At 33.4% G+C, this 19,169-nt stretch carries 10 protein-coding genes and 1 pseudogene; 2 read left to right on the top strand and 9 right to left on the bottom strand.

The window, feature by feature from the left end; genetic code table 11:
* Position 1 precedes the first annotated feature (1 nt).
* The 5 genes from PCI70_RS11545 to PCI70_RS11565 form a co-directional block, all read right to left on the bottom strand.
* Positions 2 to 7,819 (bottom strand): two-partner secretion domain-containing protein, encoded by a 7,818-nt coding sequence (locus PCI70_RS11545; protein WP_269915490.1) that lies wholly within the window; start codon positions 7,817 to 7,819, stop codon positions 2 to 4.
* A 35-nt stretch (positions 7,820 to 7,854) separates the two neighbouring features.
* Positions 7,855 to 9,597, bottom strand: coding sequence for a ShlB/FhaC/HecB family hemolysin secretion/activation protein (locus tag PCI70_RS11550; RefSeq protein WP_269915491.1), 1,743 nt, complete (start codon positions 9,595 to 9,597; stop codon positions 7,855 to 7,857).
* A gap of 1,259 nt (positions 9,598 to 10,856) precedes the next feature.
* The gene (locus PCI70_RS11555) at positions 10,857 to 12,425 is read right to left on the bottom strand and encodes an alkaline phosphatase (RefSeq protein ID WP_269915492.1); all 1,569 of its coding nucleotides are present in this window, start codon (positions 12,423 to 12,425) and stop codon (positions 10,857 to 10,859) included.
* Between the two features lie 269 nt (positions 12,426 to 12,694).
* Positions 12,695 to 13,048: a hypothetical protein gene (locus PCI70_RS11560; RefSeq protein WP_269915493.1), complete on the bottom strand. Its 354-nt coding sequence runs from the start codon at positions 13,046 to 13,048 to the stop codon at positions 12,695 to 12,697.
* Positions 13,049 to 13,125: 77 nt separating this feature from the next.
* The gene (locus PCI70_RS11565) at positions 13,126 to 13,257 is read right to left on the bottom strand and encodes a hypothetical protein (RefSeq protein WP_269915494.1); all 132 of its coding nucleotides are present in this window, start codon (positions 13,255 to 13,257) and stop codon (positions 13,126 to 13,128) included.
* Between the two features lie 299 nt (positions 13,258 to 13,556).
* Here PCI70_RS11565 and PCI70_RS11570 point away from each other — a divergent pair, with 299 nt between their 5' ends.
* Together PCI70_RS11570 and PCI70_RS11575 are read left to right on the top strand one after the other, a co-directional pair.
* Positions 13,557 to 14,201, top strand: a complete 645-nt coding sequence (locus PCI70_RS11570; RefSeq protein ID WP_269915495.1) for an AAA family ATPase — start codon at positions 13,557 to 13,559, stop codon at positions 14,199 to 14,201.
* A complete protein-coding gene (locus tag PCI70_RS11575) occupies positions 14,198 to 14,491 on the top strand; it encodes a hypothetical protein (RefSeq protein ID WP_269915496.1) in 294 nt (97 codons plus the stop codon). The genes PCI70_RS11570 and PCI70_RS11575 overlap by 4 nt, the downstream gene beginning before the upstream one ends.
* Before the next feature lie 41 nt (positions 14,492 to 14,532).
* Here the strand turns inward: PCI70_RS11575 and repM are convergent, their stop codons facing one another.
* From repM to PCI70_RS11595, 4 genes and pseudogenes are all read right to left on the bottom strand, one after another.
* Positions 14,533 to 15,465 carry a replication initiation protein RepM gene (repM, locus tag PCI70_RS11580; RefSeq protein WP_269915497.1) on the bottom strand — a complete coding sequence of 311 codons (933 nt, stop codon included), beginning with the start codon at positions 15,463 to 15,465 and terminating at the stop codon, positions 14,533 to 14,535.
* A gap of 835 nt (positions 15,466 to 16,300) precedes the next feature.
* Complete coding sequence (locus PCI70_RS12210; RefSeq protein ID WP_442865217.1) at positions 16,301 to 16,522, bottom strand: TraR/DksA C4-type zinc finger protein; 222 nt, start codon at positions 16,520 to 16,522, stop codon at positions 16,301 to 16,303.
* 26 nt (positions 16,523 to 16,548) lie between these two features.
* Positions 16,549 to 16,719: a hypothetical protein gene (locus PCI70_RS11590; RefSeq protein WP_269915498.1), complete on the bottom strand. Its 171-nt coding sequence runs from the start codon at positions 16,717 to 16,719 to the stop codon at positions 16,549 to 16,551.
* A gap of 1,220 nt (positions 16,720 to 17,939) precedes the next feature.
* Positions 17,940 to 19,169, bottom strand: a pseudogene (locus PCI70_RS11595) (YadA-like family protein); the annotation flags it as partial.

Here is a 19,169-nt window from a genome sequence, read left to right on the forward strand (position 1 = left end):
GCTATTTTCCTGTTGGTGTATTTTGTAGACGTACAGATGGCTGTTTTTTACCATTAACTATTTGGTTCACTATAAACCCTGATGGGCGCTTACTTGTATCAAAGTAAATAGGTTGAATATGAACCTGAACATTTTTACCTTCATTTAACGAATTTTTCCAATAGGTCTCTAACTGATACCATCGTCCACTAGAACCATTAAATGTTTTATTCATCGGTACAATATTCACCCCCTCACCGGGTCCATTAAACATGGAGGCAAGTAAATGTCCACCATGATCATCATCTAAACGCCCATTATTTTTTCCAGATATTTTTTGTTGGTAATTATTACGGTCATTTTTTTCTAATTTTAAGTTCGCTTCAACAGAATTAACTCTTCCTACCTCATCTGTTTTATATGTATAGCCATTATCAAATTTATATACAGTATTTGGCTCTGGTTTGTTGGCAACTTTATTCCATGCTCCTGTTTGACCTGCTTGTAATTCAACATACTTATAGTCGATTGCCGTAATTGGTGAAGCATTTATTGGTGATTGGGGTTTTAAAGAAATTTGCGCAGTTGTTTTTAAACAATCAGCATTATGTGCCCATATACCAAAGTTTCCAACATGGTACGTGTGAAAACCTTGAATTTCGATATTGTAAACAGTATCAAAATGATTTGGAATTAGGTGCTGTGACACAATGGTTAGGTGTTGATCATTACGATCAAGTAATATCATACCCGTTTGTAAAAGTGATGCTTTTAACCAGCCATAATTTTTAATCCAAAATGGGTGTTCTGCAGTTGTTTCTAAAATTTCTTGTTGTCCAAGTTGATTCTGAACAATCACTTTGAAAATAGGTTGATTCTCGGTTCTTTTTGTATCAACAACAGGACGATAACCATACTCAAATGTTTTGTCATTTCTAGACCACACCAGTTCTCCACCCGTAAAGGTTTCAATTGGTTTTAATCCTTCTGAAGTCTCAATCAGTGTTCCAGCAGTAAAGCACTGTGGGTTATCAACAGCTTTTTGAGCAGAGGAAGCATCTCTAGCGATTGAGTCTGACAATTTTAGAGTAAGACCATTTCGTAGGGATACAATATTCCCTGCCATAGCAACAGCATCTGCAACAAATTCTGCTTTTTCAACTGACATACCTGAAGCTTTTGCAAGAATTTGTGCCGTGGCTGTATTTTGTGGAATACCTGTCCAAACTTGTTTACCACCAGCCGTAAGTTGTGTACCTGAATGTACAAATAATGGTGCTGAAAACACACACCCTACAACAGTTTCACACAGACCTCCAGCACCCAACACACCTAAGGCACCACTGCCAAATTTGACACCACCGTCAATACGGACAGAAATAGCATATTTATTATCGTAAGGTGTATAGTAACTATCAACGAAATTATCAAACGAAGTGTTATAAAATAATCTCTCGTTTTGCTCACCTAATTTTGAAAAATGCACATATGGGATTAAAGGTTTTATATTTTGTTGGTCTAAAAGTGCGCGTTCACCACTAAACTCTGAAGACTTTCCTAGATCTTGTAATAATTTTAAGGATTCATATGCTTCTGTATTTTTAGCACTATCTCCACAATTAATTAAACCACATGCAGCGATAAATAAACGCTTTTCTTTTTCTGTATCGCCTTTAGATAACTTCTCTATTTTTTCCTTTTCCGTTTTTCTTAATTGACGGTTATTCTGTACAGCAGTTTCTGCACTATTTGCTGCTACATTAACATCATGCCCTGTTGCTGTCGCAACCGATGCTGCTGCAAGTTTAGAAATATCACGTACCTTCTGTTGATGCTTTGCTAGTTCAGCAGCAGTCATTGTGCTCGTGTTAACTTTTTTATCTAGCTCCTCTGCAACAACCTCTCCAACTACAGCCCCAATAGCCCCTGCTTCACAACTTCCTTGACCTACTTTAGCAGATACACAACCAGACGCAGCATGTGCAATTTTGTGTAACACATACCTTGTATCAAAATTATTACTTTCTAAACCATGAATTTGTTGAGATAAACCTGCTTGCAATTGAGCTGCTGCATTACTTGCAAGTGCACTTGTCAACGCATCACTAAAGCTATCACCATTAACCACTGTTGTAACAGCTGCCGTTGCACCTGCATTTACTAATCCTGTTGCAATACGACCGGTGATCTGATCAACAACCGCACTTTTTGCTTCTGTTAGTTTTGACATATCCTTCATAAATGAGGTATTGCCTAAACCATTTAATACTCCTGCAGTTACCACAGATGTAACTAAACTTTTAACTGCTTCTTTTTTTCCTAAATCTTTAAAAGTTTTACTAAGATCTCCACCATTATTCACTAAACTTATAGAAGCTTGAGTTGCCAAAGATGTAACAGCAGCATTTAACATAACACCTGCTGTCGTATACCCTGCACTTGTTGCTACTGTAATACCTGCAACGGTAGTTGTTGTGGCACCAACAGCTGTTGTTCCGAGGGCTGCAACACCTGCTCCACCTGTTGCAATGGCGAGGGCTATAGCAAGAAGTGCTGCACCAGCAGCTGTTAACCCTTGACTCTTATAATCCCAATCCTTTTGTGCAAGAATAATTTCTTGCCAATTTACATCATCACGCTTAATAAAATCGTTTAAATATTCATTGCCTGGTTGTTTAGCTAGTTTTACGATCTCATCACGTAATTCTTTCTTTTTAGAATCTTTTTCACTTATAGGAATTTGAACTTCTAAACCACCCGCCGCTTTAAAAGTAGATGTAACCCCACTACCATTAAATGTAGGTAACTGAGCTGTTTCTTTTACAAAACCTTTATCTTGGGTTGCCTGCCAAACAACATAATTCTTCTCTGACTTAAGAGTTTCTGTCTCTGTACTTTTTGCACCTAAAAGTATAAGTTTACCACCTGCTTCAATACTTGCACCTTTGAGATAGTTAAATTCTGTCCCTTCTAAACGTGTATCACTATCTGATTTTGTATTAATATAATCAGCTGTTAATTTTGCAGGTAGAGCCTCAACTTGATTGCGTGTGGTCGTTGTTTTTGATTTATTATATTTGATACCTATAAAAGAAAGCCCTGTAAAAGATGATTTCGTTTTTGTATCTATCTTTGAAGATTCTTGTGCCTCTACACTATATAGATTAATTTCACCTCCAGAACGTAAAGCAAGATTTCCACCATTTGCCTGTAAATTTGCTGAATAAATATCCACATTTGCATTTTTATCTTTACTTTCAATAAGAATATTTTTAGCTTGAATATCTACGCCTATTGGATCGATATTATTAAACTCTTTTTTTATAGTTGTTACTTTTTTCTTAAAACCCCATGCAGACTTCTTTCTTTTTATACTAAAAGAATTATCTACACTTTGCTCAAATGCAGCATCTAAGACGATATTCTTATTTGCTTCAATTTTGACATCACCTTCAGATGCAGAAATTTGTGTAGATTGTAGTACGAGATTATCTGTATCACTTTTACCAGTTACTCTGATATTCACACCTTTTGGACCAATTAAGGTTGTTGGTGCAATGATTGTTCGCATACTATAGTTTTTATCAGTTTCTATCCCTTTTTCATAAAAATTAGTATGTCCATCAATAATTACAGCCGCATCTAAAACTGGCTTAAAATTTGTTTCTTTTCTAGTTTGTAATACATATTGATCTTTTAAATGGCCTAATGCTTCTATATCAATTAACCCACTATTTGCCTCTAAGGTTGCACCACTAATCGATATGCCTTGACCTGCTAATAAATTAATATTACCAGTTTGAGCTTTTAATGCTGCTTCGGCATGTTCAAAGCCTGTAATATCTTTATTAAAAAAATCTACAGAACGTTTAGAATATGCAATTTCGTCCTGATATGTTTTTTCTAATTCTAGTAATTTTTTATATTTTATTGTTACTTTTTCTTGCAGAACCTTAATTTCTTTTAAAAGACCTGCTCCAAAAGTATTACCAAGGCTAATTTGCTTTTTAATATTTTCTAGATCTTTTTTATACTGTTTATATTCATTACTTTGCTGCAATTCCTTAAGCTGATTTTCATTAAATGAATAAATTTGCTGTTCATCTGCTAAAAGATTAGCAAATTTTTTATTTGTAAATGTATTTTTAACACCATCTATAATCAAATCATCTGATTTTGCAATAATATTAATATTTTTTGCTGCGTCTAAGTGTGATCCTTGAATATCAACTTTGTCACCTTGCAGATAAATAGATCCCTTCTGAGAATTTAGATTTAAAACCTGCTCAGAGCCGTTACCATTCGCTCCACCATGGCCGATTAAGCCTAAAGTATTATTTTCAGATACAAGTTTAATATCATTAGCTGCATTGAATGTATGAATTTTTGGGTCTAATAACAGCTCACGCTTTGTCTGAATAGTTAAAGCACCATTTAAGTGATTAAATTGATTATCTTTTTGTAAGAACGGTGTTTCAGTAGTTTCTAAATTTACCTGACCTTTTGAAACTAGGATATCACTATCTAATAAAATACTACCTGCTTTTAGACTCGTATTTTTAACCTGAAGTGGCTGAAGAGTTTTTAAAGATAATATTCCTTGAGCATTTAAATTAACAGTATTTGTATCAGGATCCCAAACTGTTGCCCACGAATCATTTGCTTTTTGTGCATTTATGTAAAGACGTTTTTTACTATCTAAAACCAAATGTTGCTGACTATCAATATTACTATTATGTAACATCATAGAGTCAGCACTTTTAAGTTCTGTTGTACCTTTAGAACTAATGTCTGTATTGCTTAACTCAACGGAGTTCTTTGAACTGCTTAAAGCAATATCTTTTCCTTTAATACTGGTTCTTTTATTATTTTCCTCTAATGTACTTAACTTCCCATTTACAGAAATATTAATATTTCCTTGTGTAGTTTCTATATTACTGCCTTTAATATAAAGCTGACCTTCATCTACTAATTGTTGTGTACTTTTTTTGGTAGTAAGACTAATGTCCCGTTTTGCCCGAAGACTCGCTTGTTGTATATCTATATCTGCCCCTTGTAAGCGAATACCTCCTTCGGTTTGCAAATTTACATCTTTTGTCTCGGTATGCTGAAGTGTAAGTTTCCCAGCTTTAGATGTTAGTACAATGTCGCCATTTGAATTTATTAAATATACATATGGATTTATTGTTAAATGATCACCACTTTGAACTTGAAGTAAACCATTGAATGGTTTGTAAATGGCATCTCTTACTAAGATATCTGTTTTTTGTGCAGTCAGTGCAATAGGCCCTAGTGTTTGCAGTGACCATCCTGCATTTGTAATAACTGCTCCACCTTTTAATTCAGTATTACGAATAAATTGATGTTTACCACTATTTAAAGATAATACGCCTTGGCTATTTAAACTTAACTTTCGAGAGGTAACAGGAGCTCCCCAATCAACCCAGCCTTTACCATTAGACTGACTATTTAAATACAAGTGATTTCCAGAACTTATCAACGTATTGTGAACTGAATAACTATTGATACCTTTTAAATATAAATCCTGATTTGCATTAATAGTTATATCTTTTTTAGAATTAATATCTACATTATTTAAGTCAATATTACGGCTTGCTTTAAATGTAACATCATTAGCCTGTAATGACGTTATTTGATCGTTGTGTTCAAAGGCTTGAATATCTTGTTTAGAATCTAACAGGATGGCTCCTGTTGTACTCTTTATTTGTGCACCGCTAAGCTGAATATCTCCTTTTTCTAAAGATACAGCTTTAATATCACTTTCTGCATTGATTTGTGTTGTACTAGCTTCCTTTATCGCTAAATTAACATTACCCTGTGCATAAATATTTATACCTGCACTTTTGGAAGTTAAATGAGATCCTTGTGCTTGCACATGCCCTTTTAAAGCTGTTAATTCAAGTTGATCTTGTACTTCAAATGTTTTACCAACTAAATTCAGATCACTATTTTGTGTCGTCAGCGATAAATCTGATTGCGATTTGAGTGTTTGAGATACTTTAATGGAATTTGCATTAACCTCTAAATTACCTACTGTCTCAAGATTTATTTGTTCAAGATTTGCTTCACCTTCTACCTGTACATTTAAGTTTCCGGCAATTAAAGGTAACTTTTTAATTGGGTTACTCCAAATTAAATTTTCACCCGTATAGATATTAATATCTTTTAGAAAAACTAAATTTTCCTCTAATATAGGAGTAAATGTAAAATCTTTAAGCTCAATGCGTCCACTGCTGTAAAAAGTTATATCACCACCTGCATCTAACGTTGTATCTTGTAACGTCAGTTTACCTAAATTCTTTTTTTCATTTATACTTTGTAAAACAATATCACCAGCAGCTGTTGTAATATTAGCACCTGTTGCTTTGAACTCACCATTAGTTAGTGCTGTGATGTTGTCTAATGCATTTAGTTGGCTTGCTTTATTTAACTGAATACGATCTTTTGCAGATAAAATAATATTACCTTGACTGTTAACTACTGCACCTGCATCAATATTAATTGTTTGTCCATAGAGTTCAGCAGAACCTAATATGCCATCTTTAGTAATTTTTCCATCTGGCTTGAGGTTAATAGTTTTTTCAGCAATTAACTGAATACGTGAACCATCTTGCGTAGTTTTAATTTGATTATGGTAAATATTGATATCATTGCTTGAATTTAGTGATACCAAATTTGGACTTTGGATTAAACCATCTGAATTAATATCCCCTGTCACACCTATTGATGTAGTTTGTAAACTTACAATTCCATCTTTCTGATCGGTAGTTTCAATTTTTCCCCAGCGATTTTCAATTTTACCAGCACTTGTAATTACTAAATTTTTATTTGCTTGCAATGTACCTGCATTTTGAACGCCTAAACCTTGTTCTGTTGCAATAAGGTAAATATTATCTGCATACATTCCTCCAAGGTTTTTTACATCTACTGCAAAGTTCGAGGCTTTATTTTTTGCATCTTGTACAACAGGACGTTGTGTTTTTTCATCAATTTCGTTTGCACCTGTCACAACTAAAGCATCTGCATTTACATGCATTTGAGCATTTAAATCTAAAGCACGCGTATAAATATCTACATAGTTTGCATTATTTTTATTTCCTCCTAATCCTAATGAAGAACCAGTTGGTGCATTAATATTTACTTTACCTTGTTGAATATTATACTTTTGAATACTTCCGTCCGTATTTAAAACAGGTGTTCCTGTTGTAAGTGTCGCACGGTTAGTGTTGATAAAACCTCCCCCTTTGATGTTAATTCCTGCAGGATTAGCAATAATCACATCTGCCATTTGTCCAGCAACTTCTAAGTTACCTTCAAATCGTGATGCACCTCCTTTAACTTCATTCAAAATAACACGTGCTTCACCTTTTTGTAACAATGGGTTTGCACTTACACTTTGAACTAATTGCGAACGTCCACCTGTACGACTGTTATTTAAAACTAATCCTTCATTTAGTACATCAAAGCTTTGATAGATATTGTGTGAAACCCCATTTCTAGGTGTCTGAATATTTACAACTGGTACGATTTTTCCTGCTGCCGTTTTTCCTGCTGCAATGACAGCACGCTGATTAGCTCCAGCTGATTGATCTGCTTGTACTTGAGCATATAAAGATGAAAAAGGAGTAAGGAAACTCAAGCTTAGAACTAATGCTTTAACTTGCCATAATTGATTAAATGACACCTCTGCTTCTATTGTAGTATTTTTAACAGCAACTGACTGCCCTGAACTTTTACTCTGACTCTTTGCATTTTCAGCAACAGCCATAAAAATACCACGAGCTTTATTAAAAATAATACGATAACAATTCTTGTTCATAACAATGGATATCTCAAATATTTACGAGAAAAAAATTAATAACTAAAATTTAAACTAAAGCCAGCTGTCCAATCTTTCGAAACTGACTTCGGAGCAATAACACCATGACCAACAAATGTGTCTAAATAGAACCCATAAGAATATGTACGTAGCCCCAACACACTTCCCATTAAATAACGCTGGTTATTAAAACTGTTTGAACCATTAACCCAGCCTTGATCTATCCCTAAATACATTTGTGTATTCTTAATAGGAATATTCATACTTATTTCTTGCTGTAAATAATGCCCACTATCTCCAACAAGCATATTATTTCCATCAAAACCACGAACACTATATCGACCACCTATATAAAATCGGTCTTGAGGTACTAATATTTGTGGTGCATATTGGCCATGCCAGTTCAGACGATATTGAGCAGGAGAATTTAATAAAGTAATAGGCATATTTACACGTATATCTGCACTCCAAATAGGAGCACGCGCATAGCCTTCACTTGGGAGGAGGTTTTGATTAATATCATGTATATCTTCTTCAGGAGCACGTTTAGCTTTAAGTGCACCACTTCCACGACGGTAATCAATACTTGCATCAACTAAAGTCTGACCAAGATATTGCTTATGCTTTAATCCTAAATTCCAACCTGTCGTTCGACGACGTTGAACCTCAATTTCTAGATCATCAATAAAATTTTGACTACTTCGATGATAGCCTCTTGTATAGATACTCGTTTTATAATTAGTACCTCTAGAGACCAAACGTGAAAGGGTAATATTTGTTTGCTCACTATTGCCATGATAAAGCAAAGGTGCTTTATAACCAGCGACACGTTGGTCATAATAAGATCGGTTATAACTTAAATTTAAATTGTAATAACGATATGGAACTTCATAGCTTAAATAACTATTATAATTACGGTCATAGTGCCAATTATCTATTGATCGACTATAATTTGCACTCAACGTATCATTGAACCCTACCACATTATTTAATGTTGCTCCTAAACTCAGGTTATAGATACCGTTTGTTTTACCTCCAGAATCATCTAAGCCCATATTCACATTGAGTTTTTTATATCCTGTAGAAATTAACTCTACATCGCTATAACCCAAGCAATTTTCTTCTTTTATCGGCTGAAGTTCGAGTTTTACAGCTAAATCTGAAATACCTTTAAGATTATCAATCCCTTGATCAAGTACACGAATATTTAGTGCATCATGTTCCTTAACTGCAAATGCTGCACGTAATTGCGATTGAGATAAGCTAGCTTTTGGATCTGTTTGTATAAACTGACCAAAACGGCCTACTAAGAGAGTAAAAACTAATTTCTTCTGACTTGCTAAGTCTTGTGGTTCTACACTGACTGTAGAAGTAATATAGCCTTTTATAATTAACTCATTTTGTAAAAAGTTAAGAATACGATGTAAGCTTTTTGTACCAACACATTCACCGGTTACTTTATTCTTTTTTTTATCATCTAAAGATTGAAGCAAAAAATTAAATTGTTTTTTTTCCTGAATACTTCTTTCATTTAAAATGATCAAATCAAGCTGTTCTACAGTAAAACACACTTCCTCTTTTTCAATTAAATTCTTTATATCATTTACACCTTGATAAGGTGATGTCGGTATAAATTTTTCAATTTGACGCTGATCTTCGATTTGTTTAATTTTTTGACCATTTTGAATAACTGTATTTAAACTATGGTCCTCTTCTGCGTATATATAAGGAGAATACAAGCAGCTACCAAGTAAGATACAAATAGACTTTTTCAACATGGGGGAAGATTTTGCAACAAACAAACTATTTTAATACAAAAAATACATAATTAATACAATATTGTAGAAATATATATCAATTAAGTTCTATATATAAAATTTTTACTAAAAAAATTAATACTATAAGCTATTGTCCATTAACTGGACTTGTAATCAAACTATTACTTTCTAGGATGAGTAAAGACTTGTATTTTCTAGTTACTTATTTTAAAGATGTAACTTTATATACTTTAGTAAAAATTAATTTTTAAATTTAAAAGTGTCATGTCAATTTATTTCTAATATTAATTTAAAATGACAAGGATAAGTTCTAAATTGAAAACGTAAAAATAGGGTGAAGTTCATCTTCACTAACGCCTTGAGCCTGCTTTAACTTGTCATACTCAAGCTTATAACGAGCAACAAAGATTGACTAGAATACGCAGATTTATAGCAAATGAAATTAAAGCATTTGTGCTAACCAAAGTCCGTTTCCTTCACTTATATTTCATCATATGCAACATGATTGTTTATAAAATATATGAATTTCAATATCACCAAGACTTGTTGAGATTCTACTTAGATATTAATGGCGATGGTATTACTCGGATGAAAGCAGAGTTGGCGGTATTTGTGAATTATTAAATGGTGTAAATAAAAATTATTAAATCAATTTTGAAGGCTACTCAAAGGATATGTTTGGTAAAATAACTTATTTTCATAATGCTATATCACAACTATATAAGTGGTAGCAGATCAACACTATCCTAATAATAGTGGTAAATGCATGATTGGTGTAATTAATCCTGATTGTAGTGATGTATATTTTCCATGCTGGAAACAGAAACTTGAGGCACAAGATTATTGCAACAAATTTCAACCTTGTTTAGTGTTTAGTGTTTAGTGTTTAGTGTTTAGTGTTTAGTGTTTAGTGTTTAGTGTTTAGTGTTTAGTGTTTAGTGTTTAGTAATCGTAGCACCTGATAATGTAAAAGTTAAATAAATGGACAACAGGCACAAATACCGAGTAGTAATAGTTATAACTAAAGTGGGTAACAACCACAGTAGGGTTATCAATGTGCCAATAACCTATCAGCCACAAACTTCTGATTTAAATGATAATTTTCTGTTTTAAAGGAAATTCAAGAAGCAATGATAATTTAATCTATTTCTTTAAAAAAGAGCCAGAAAACGGCTCTTTTTTCTTTGGTTTAATTTCAGCTAAAACATCAAAATAAGTTTTTAAATCTAATCTTTTTATACCAAAATTAAGGCAATGTATTATTCCTGATAAGGCTTAATTGCTGTACCTTGAATGGCAATTTTCACCACATTAAATACATCTGTATTATCTATATATTTACCATCATTTAGTTTGGTATATTTAGCAAAGTTAGTATCTACACCATGAATGCGCTGTGCAAATAACTCAGAACCTGCACCCTTAGCCCAAAGCGGAACTAATGCATTTGAGTGATCGCCTGTCGGTCTAAATGAAAACTCAGGCATTTTATGTTTACCTTTATTTGCAATACTCGCAAAAGGAATAGTATTTGCGTCTTTGCCCATTGGCATACCATTATCATGGTCGGTAGTTACAATGACTAAAGTATCATTCCAATTACTATTTTTCTCAACCCAATCAATAACTGTTTGAACTGAGTTATTAAAATCTTGTGTTTCTTCCACTAAACGACCATATTCAGGCTCACTCGTGCATTTACCATAATTCCATTGTGAATTACATGAACTTGTATGCGCTGACCAATCTGTTGCACCCCCTTCAACCATTAGAAAAAAGCCATCTTTATTTTTACTTAAATGATTGATTGCACCCTGTGTCATTGTACTTAAGCTTGGTACTGTTTTTACAAAAGCATCACCCGACGGGTTTGATTTGTCCTTACCAACAATTTCAACTTGACGTGCTTGTTGTAAAGTATTGGTAATTTCAGGTGAACCAAATATAGGCCCAGTATAGTTTTTACTACCATTTGCTAAAGCATCAAATTCACTTTTACTGCGAATAATATTCCATCCATATTGACTATTTTTAGGTGTTAAGTGCCCTGTTTGTAAATCATTCCAGTCTCGCTCTGAAATATAAGTATATTGTGATTTGCTATCACAGCCTATTTTCGACTCATCTACTACAAGTTTGTCACATGGTGTACCATTGATATTAAAACCAGGTGCACCCGTTCCCATAATTAGGTCTAAATGGCCTTGAGAAAACATTTGATGCCCAATAGCATGGTAATTATTTCTAGAAATGTTCTGTGCACCAAATGCAGCAGGTGTTGCATGAGAAAATGGAACTGTTGTAATCACTCCAGTTGATTTACCAGCAGATTTTGCAATCAAAGTAATAAACTCAACTGGCTTACCATAATTATCAAAATTAATTGCATTATTATAGGTTTTAGTACCAGAAGCGAGTGCTGTACCTGCTGCTGCACTATCTGTTGGTGTTTTTGATAAATATTCATAGCCTTTAAATGGCAATTTAGCATTATTGGTTGGGGTTAAATCCCATGCCTGCTGAGGATCATAATTAATTGCAGAAACTGAGTTGTTTGTTGGTTCTTTTGATGCATTTAAAGGATAAGTAGACATTGCATATTTTGCGGGGAATTTTGCATATGGAGCTTTTTGAATACCACCATACTGCCAATCTGCAGCCGCTTCCCAAGTACCAACACCTGCCCCATCATTAATTAACACAATAATATTTTTAGGTTGAGTGGATGGTTTTACCATAGAAGAAGCATGTGAATTATAATGATGTGCACCGCAACCTGTTAAAGCAATAGATAAAAAGAGTGTAGAAAACTTTAATTGAGTGGTCATTTTTAAATAGACTAAATTAATTAATAATTAATACTTTATATGTCAATAATATTAAAATTGTATGACACAATCGATACTTATTATATGAATATACTAAATAAAATTATTAGCTTTAGCAGTACAAAATAGAATTTCAATACACATCAAGAATGTATTCCCCAAAAGTTGTAATGTTTTTGATTAGTGTGTTGAGTGTGTAAACTACTGGCAAGTAATACTACAAGTACAAAAATAAGAAAAGACAGATTACTCTGCCTTTTCTACTAAGTCTAAATGGAGCTATCTTTTGGCTTTGTGCACATTTGTATTTCTAAAGGTTCTAACAATCTTGTTGGAAATATAATTTTTTCTTGTTTATCTTTTTGCACTTCTGTAATTTGTATAAAGCACTTTTTATTTGTTTCGACATAAGAAGCTTCATAATCAGTATTTGGTTTCGGTATAAAATTTACTGCTACTCGACATGAGAAATTATAACCCGGCTTTTTTGTTGCTGTATTATCAGACTCTGATGCATCTATGGTAATAGGTTTATTGGCAGTAACTACATATTCTTTGAATGAGTCTCTAAACATAACTCCCGTATCATTTGCTGCAGTTAAACTTCGGGCTGTTTCTGGCATACCTGCACTAACATTTTTATTTTTTTTGGTAAGCCATTATTTACTCTATGATGTATCTTTCTTTGAGCGGTATTCCTCTAATCCTCGCAACTGGTTTCGGTATAGCGATGAATAGTTGCAGCACCGTATGGACCATATAAACGGATACGTGATTGCGAGGTACTCTCATAAGATTGCTTACTTATAACAACTACTGATTTTTGTGCCATAAAGCAACCTGTCATAGGTGGCAAAGTAAGATAGAAAATAAATATTTAGATTTAATTAATTAAATACATATTGATTAGATATAATTTATTATAAATTCTTTTAGTTATGTAAAAATTATTATTTAAGTTATTTAAGTTATTTAAGTTATTTAAGTTATTTAAGTTATTTAAGTTATTTAAGTTATTTAAGTTATTTAAGTTATTTAAGTTATTTAAGTTATTTAAGTTATTTAAGTTATTGTATGGTAAAGCTTTAATTTATATAATCAAGTTACTTAACTTATGTAAGTTGCATAACAATGATTATTTTAATTGGTGGTGAAAAGGGCGGTTCAGGTAAAAGCTGTCTTGCACAAAACTTAGCTGTCTATCTGCAACAACAAGAACGAGATATTTTATTGCTTGATGCCGATCCACAAGGAACAACAACCGATTGGGTTCGTGAACGTGAAGAAAATGAAGACCTTTCTAACATTCCATCGGTTCAAGCATCAGGTAATATTCGCCAAGTTCTTCTTGATTTAAGCAAACGTTACCAAGACATCGTGATTGATGCAGGTGGTCAGGACTCAGAAGCGCTACGTTCAGCAATGACTATTGCAACACATATGCTCTTACCATTTCGTCCTAAACGTCGTGACTTAAAGACATTAGTGCATGTTGAAGAACTTATTCGTTTAGCAAAAGCAGTAAATCCTCAACTTATTACAAATGCAGTTATCACTCAATGTCCTGCGCTTCCAAGTCAAGCACAGCGAATTTGGGATGCCAAAGAAGCATGTGAATCTTTCTATTTAAAACCACTTGCACAGTACACAACAAATCGAAATGTTTATGATGATGCTGATGAAAATGGATTGTCTGTATTTGAAATTTCAAGTGATACCAAAGCAAAAGCTGAGATTGAGCAAATAGCGATTGAGTTTCTTGGGGAGTTAAAATGAGTCTAAAAGGTTTAAAAAGAACACCTGTCCAAGAGCCCCAAGATAAGTCTATTGATGATTTTATTAATGGTGCAGCAAAACGTGTAAGTGAACTAAAAGTTAGTGAGCAGAAGTATAAACGCTACACTTTTTCTTTAACAGAAGATGTAAGCGAACAAATTGACGAGTTAGTTTTGGATAGTCGTGTAGCAAAAGCCAATCGTTCTATTATTATTAAAGCAGCACTTAACCAACTACAAAGCCTCTCAAATGAAGAATTAAAAGAAATTGTTTTAAAAGAACTTTCCTAAAAAACTTACTTAACTTACGCAATTTATTTAAGTTACGTAAGTTATTTAAAATTTAGACCCACTCGCTCTAAATCTTTACTGTATTTTTTAATAAATTCATTGTCTGATAACTTCTTGATAAGACGTTTTTCTAAGTCTGTATATTCTTCACCAACCTCTGCATGTTTACTTGCAAAAGCATCGTCATAGGCAAGTTTATTAGCAAAAAGGAGTATCTGTTTTTCAGTAAGTTTGATTTGTTTTTCAGGTTCTTTATCTATAATACTATTAAGCATCTTAAAATCTTTCAGCTTAAATCTGAATTGCAAGCCTACAATAGATCTACCTGATTTAAACTGTTCATACTCAACATAAATATCCGTGTATTTATTGATTTGCTTTATGGCAGGTTCAATTACAATACGTTTCAGATTATCCATTCGTAAATATTCACTATTTTCAAGCCCAATTTTATTTCTAAAGTCTTGAATCGTAATTACTGGCGTTTTACCCACTTCTCTCCATGAAATTAATATTTCATACAAACGAATAGCATATTTACTACTTAATTGTGAGACTTGTTTTAGTTGATAACTTGTGAAGTGCTTTTCTAATCGGATAATTAAAGGTACCACATCAGAAGCGAAAGTAACCTCAAGCACACCTAAGTTATCTGCATATGCAATTTTTGAAACCCATCTTGATTTAACTATAAATTCTTTGTTTTGATCACCACGATATTCTTTGTATGAAAACTTTCGTTCAAAAAGATTATTAACAGCACTTTTTAATGCCGCATATGCCGCTTCGTTGGTGGTATAAAAGGTTTTCGCATATTCTTGTGCACTAATTTGAACAACTGTATCAGAGGTAAGTTTCGCTTGAGATTCTCTAGCTTCAACAATAGCAAGTAGGATAAGCCGTTGCTCTGTTAATTCAAGGTTATAACTAGCATTGATCAAAATATTATCTTTAACAACTAATTCATTTTTCATTTTGTTTTAATTGAATACAGCGATATAACTATATTAATCACTGATATAGTTAAAAGCAAAGAATTTATAGGTATATGACAAAGAATTTATAGGTATATGACAAAGAATTTATAGGTATATGACAAAGAATTTATAGTGATATAAAGCTTGAAACCTTTACGAATAAAGGTTCTTAGTCTGTCTAAAAGCATTAAAAGTTTATTAAAAATATTAAAAACATTTTCTTTCTAAATTCTAAAACAAAGAATTTATAGTGATATAAGTAATTGCCTTTAAGCACACTCAATATACTGTTTTAATAATTTTGTAAGTTGAATTTAAAACATGGCATAAAGATAAAAAATCAGTTTTCCATATTTAATGTATTCTATATAAGCTGAATCTATTAAAGGAAATAAGTTCTCCTTATTTTTTTAAATGTAATATTATTGAATTAATAAACCTTCTTCAACAGATGGTAATTTTGAAGAAGTTTAAAGAATGCCAAAGAAGCTATGACTTTTCACCTAGTAGAATATGGAGATGAAATTTCATTGGCTTCAAGTATCGAGAAAGTTATCAAGGGAGAATCTAAGCAATCGTTAATATTGATGTAAGCCGTTATTTAGACAAAGCAAAATAAAGTGTGTATTGCCTGCCGCGCGCAGTTGCCCCGCCCACCTGCGCTGCGCAAATGTGTCGATTTCCTGACAGTATAAATCCCCTGCATAACATATCTATAAACTCCAATACATAAGGCTTTTAGAGTCTGATATTTATTATTTTTGAATACTGCATTTTACTGCACAAAATACATCACTGCACTGAAAGTACGATATTCTAAATAGGCTTGCTTCTAACTTACTTTCATTTTTGCACTGCAATGATGGTAAACAAATAGTTGTCTTGATGGCACAGGTTTATCCTCGTTTTTTTGCCACAGTGGCACATTCAATATACAATTTACGTTGCCATATTTTTGTCGTTGAACAGGAATATCATTTCCGCATTCTTCACATTCCACCAATGAAGGTGTTTGATAGTCTTGTTTTACCCAAGCCACTTGTTTGAGTTGAATTTCTTATGCCTGATCAATCATATTCGTCATCGTTTTTGTCTTTCCATACCAGTTGTATATCCCACAGCTTTTAAATCTGTCAGATGTTTTTCTACAAAATCGGATTTACAAAGTAATCCCACTAAACGTATTTGAAACGCTTGTAAGCTTTGGCCTGCACCTGCATGAATACTTGAAAATAATGCGTGGTTTGCCAATTTTTTTAGTAAAAAAATGGATTTGTTTAGGACTTAAAATAATTTTTGGTTTTTCAAAGCTATGCTCAATGCTTTTATTTTGCGTTTTAATCGATGTTTGCGCGTTAGATGGAACCTGAATACCATTTTTAATTTTTTTGCTGTTTACAGGCTGTTTTTGAGCTTCTGACGTGGTTTCTTTTTTAGATGTAGGACCTTTGTTTTCAGAAACATCTAATTTTTGATATTTTGTATTAGCTTTAAGTGACCAAGTAGCAAGATACGAATGTTTTAGTTCATCTATGATCTGTTTATCTGAGTTGTATTCTTCAACTAACTCACATTCATATTTGAACCAGTATACCGTTATTAGCTGTTGTAAGGAAATTCATTTTGTTTGCTATAAGATATTTTTCCTAATTTTTAACATCAAACCAGTCCTTTTTTTATTTTCTTTTGTGTATCCAAATTTTAGTTGGTGTATCAAAAATTATGCTGAACAAAAGGTAGGTAAGATTTTGATAGAGTAGAGAAATAAAAGTAACTCTACATATCAAATGTCATACCTGCTGCTTAAGTAACAGTACAAAGAAAAATTATAAAAATAAGTGGTAAGCAAAGTTATCAATGTAGATTATATAAGCGTCAATTATTGGGATATATATATTGAGCTATCAGAATTCTCTTGCAGGAAATATATTGAAAAACCTACATTGTATAGAAGTAACAGTATCAGAAATATTGCAGTTAAAAGAGTTAGTATATATTAAGATTTTTCCTATTCTCACACTTCAGGCAAAGAAAAATCATTATGGTACGACTTGAGTGGATAAGTTTTGGATATTTGTAGGGCATAAAAAGAATAAGGATTAGTTGATTTATGTTTACCATTGACAGGCAGATGAAATTGTTGCTTACCTATGGGCAAACGAGCTTTATTGACAGTGAGCTGCCCAAAGTTAAGGCGATTTTGTATTAGCTATGGTCGTATAATAAGTGACCATTAGTAAGTTTCTTTGCAATATATATTGAAAGAACTAGAATTCGCTACAAGATCAGGCATGGATTTAAAAGAGGTTTCAATTTTTCTTAAAAGACGAAAAATACCTTAAAGCTTTTGATTCAGTATAATTTTATATCAAAAATAAATTTATACAATTGCAGCATACTGTTTAATAAAGCACCAAATTATAGTCTAAAAAAAATGGAAGCCTGGCTTCCATTTTTTCATTTATATTTTATTACTTCCAAGTAACGGTAACACTACCACCACCACCAGAATTACCATTGAAATCACTTGTACCTGCCATTTTCCAAATGTAATTGACATTTTTTCCAAATAACTTGTGATCTTCTGTAATACCACTTGTGCCAATAGCAAGGTTTGTAGTGCTATTCCAAGATCCCGTTCCAAGACTAAGAGCTGAAGATCCTTTTTCAAAAGGTTGTCCTAAAGAAGCAATAGCGATTGCCCCTGCTACCCCTGCATCAGCATTTTTTCTAACCTTGTTTAGTTCGCGAATAGTTTGATTCATTCCTTTTTCTAAATTACCAACACGTCCGTCTACAGCCCCCAATGCATCACCCACATTGTTATATGCCCCACCTGCTACATTGTAGATTGGCGCTGATACTTGTCCTGTTGATGCATCTACCGTTGAACCACCACCTAAGTAGTTAGATACATTGGTATTTGCTTGGTAAACCTGAGCACCATTGACTGCATCTTTGCTTGAGCTTGTGATACTACCATCAGCCACATTGGTTACTTTTTGATTTCCTGCATTTACGCCATTGCTATCAATTGCAACTTGTCCAACTTTAACCGTATTTGCAGTAATGTCTTTAGACGTTGCCACTTGATAGTTCGTACTGCCATCAGCATTATTAGAGGTGGTGACAACAATATTGTCGCCTTGAGTAACGGTTGATTTTGCTTTAGCCGCACTTTGGTTCACATTTTTGATCGCTTGATCAACGGTGGTTGCACCTGTACCGCCAATGTTAGTTGCAGTTACTTTGCCATCTGCATCAACCGTTGCATCACCACCAATAACGCTTGCAACACTGTTTGATACATTAGAAAGCTGTCCACCATTGATTGCATCTGTAGACCCTTGGGCAACGGAACCATTTGCCACACCTGTTACCGTACGATTACCTGATGTTCCTGCAACACTTACAGTTGTACCGCCAGTGTCTTGTCCAATGGTAATTGGGCTATTGGTATCCGCCTGTTTCACAATACCTGTTTTACCTGAAGTCACATCACTAATATTGTTTTGCAAGTTACTAATATTGTTTGTATTCGCTGTGACTTGGCTTTGAACATTGGCAAGCTGTCCACCATTGACGGCATCTTTAGAACCTGCAGCCACTGTACCATCAGCCACATTGGTTACTTTTTGGTTTCCTGCACTAATACCTGCTTGTGTAATACTTGGTGTATTTGCAATCTGCGTACCTGTACT

Origin of the sequence: Acinetobacter sp. HY1485, assembly GCF_027568475.1 — a bacterium.
GTDB lineage: Bacteria > Pseudomonadota > Gammaproteobacteria > Pseudomonadales > Moraxellaceae > Acinetobacter.

Coding starts and splice junctions, on each gene's coding strand:
- PCI70_RS11575 (WP_269915496.1), top strand. CDS start 14,198: ATGAGTCTAAAAGGTTTAAAAAGAACACCTGTCCAAGAGCCCCAAGAT.
- PCI70_RS11570 (WP_269915495.1), top strand. CDS start 13,557: ATGATTATTTTAATTGGTGGTGAAAAGGGCGGTTCAGGTAAAAGCTGT.
- PCI70_RS11565 (WP_269915494.1), bottom strand. CDS start 13,257: ATGGCACAAAAATCAGTAGTTGTTATAAGTAAGCAATCTTATGAGAGT.
- PCI70_RS11555 (WP_269915492.1), bottom strand. CDS start 12,425: ATGACCACTCAATTAAAGTTTTCTACACTCTTTTTATCTATTGCTTTA.
- PCI70_RS11560 (WP_269915493.1), bottom strand. CDS start 13,048: ATGCCAGAAACAGCCCGAAGTTTAACTGCAGCAAATGATACGGGAGTT.
- PCI70_RS11550 (WP_269915491.1), bottom strand. CDS start 9,597: ATGTTGAAAAAGTCTATTTGTATCTTACTTGGTAGCTGCTTGTATTCT.
- PCI70_RS11545 (WP_269915490.1), bottom strand. CDS start 7,819: ATGAACAAGAATTGTTATCGTATTATTTTTAATAAAGCTCGTGGTATT.
- repM (WP_269915497.1), bottom strand. CDS start 15,465: ATGAAAAATGAATTAGTTGTTAAAGATAATATTTTGATCAATGCTAGT.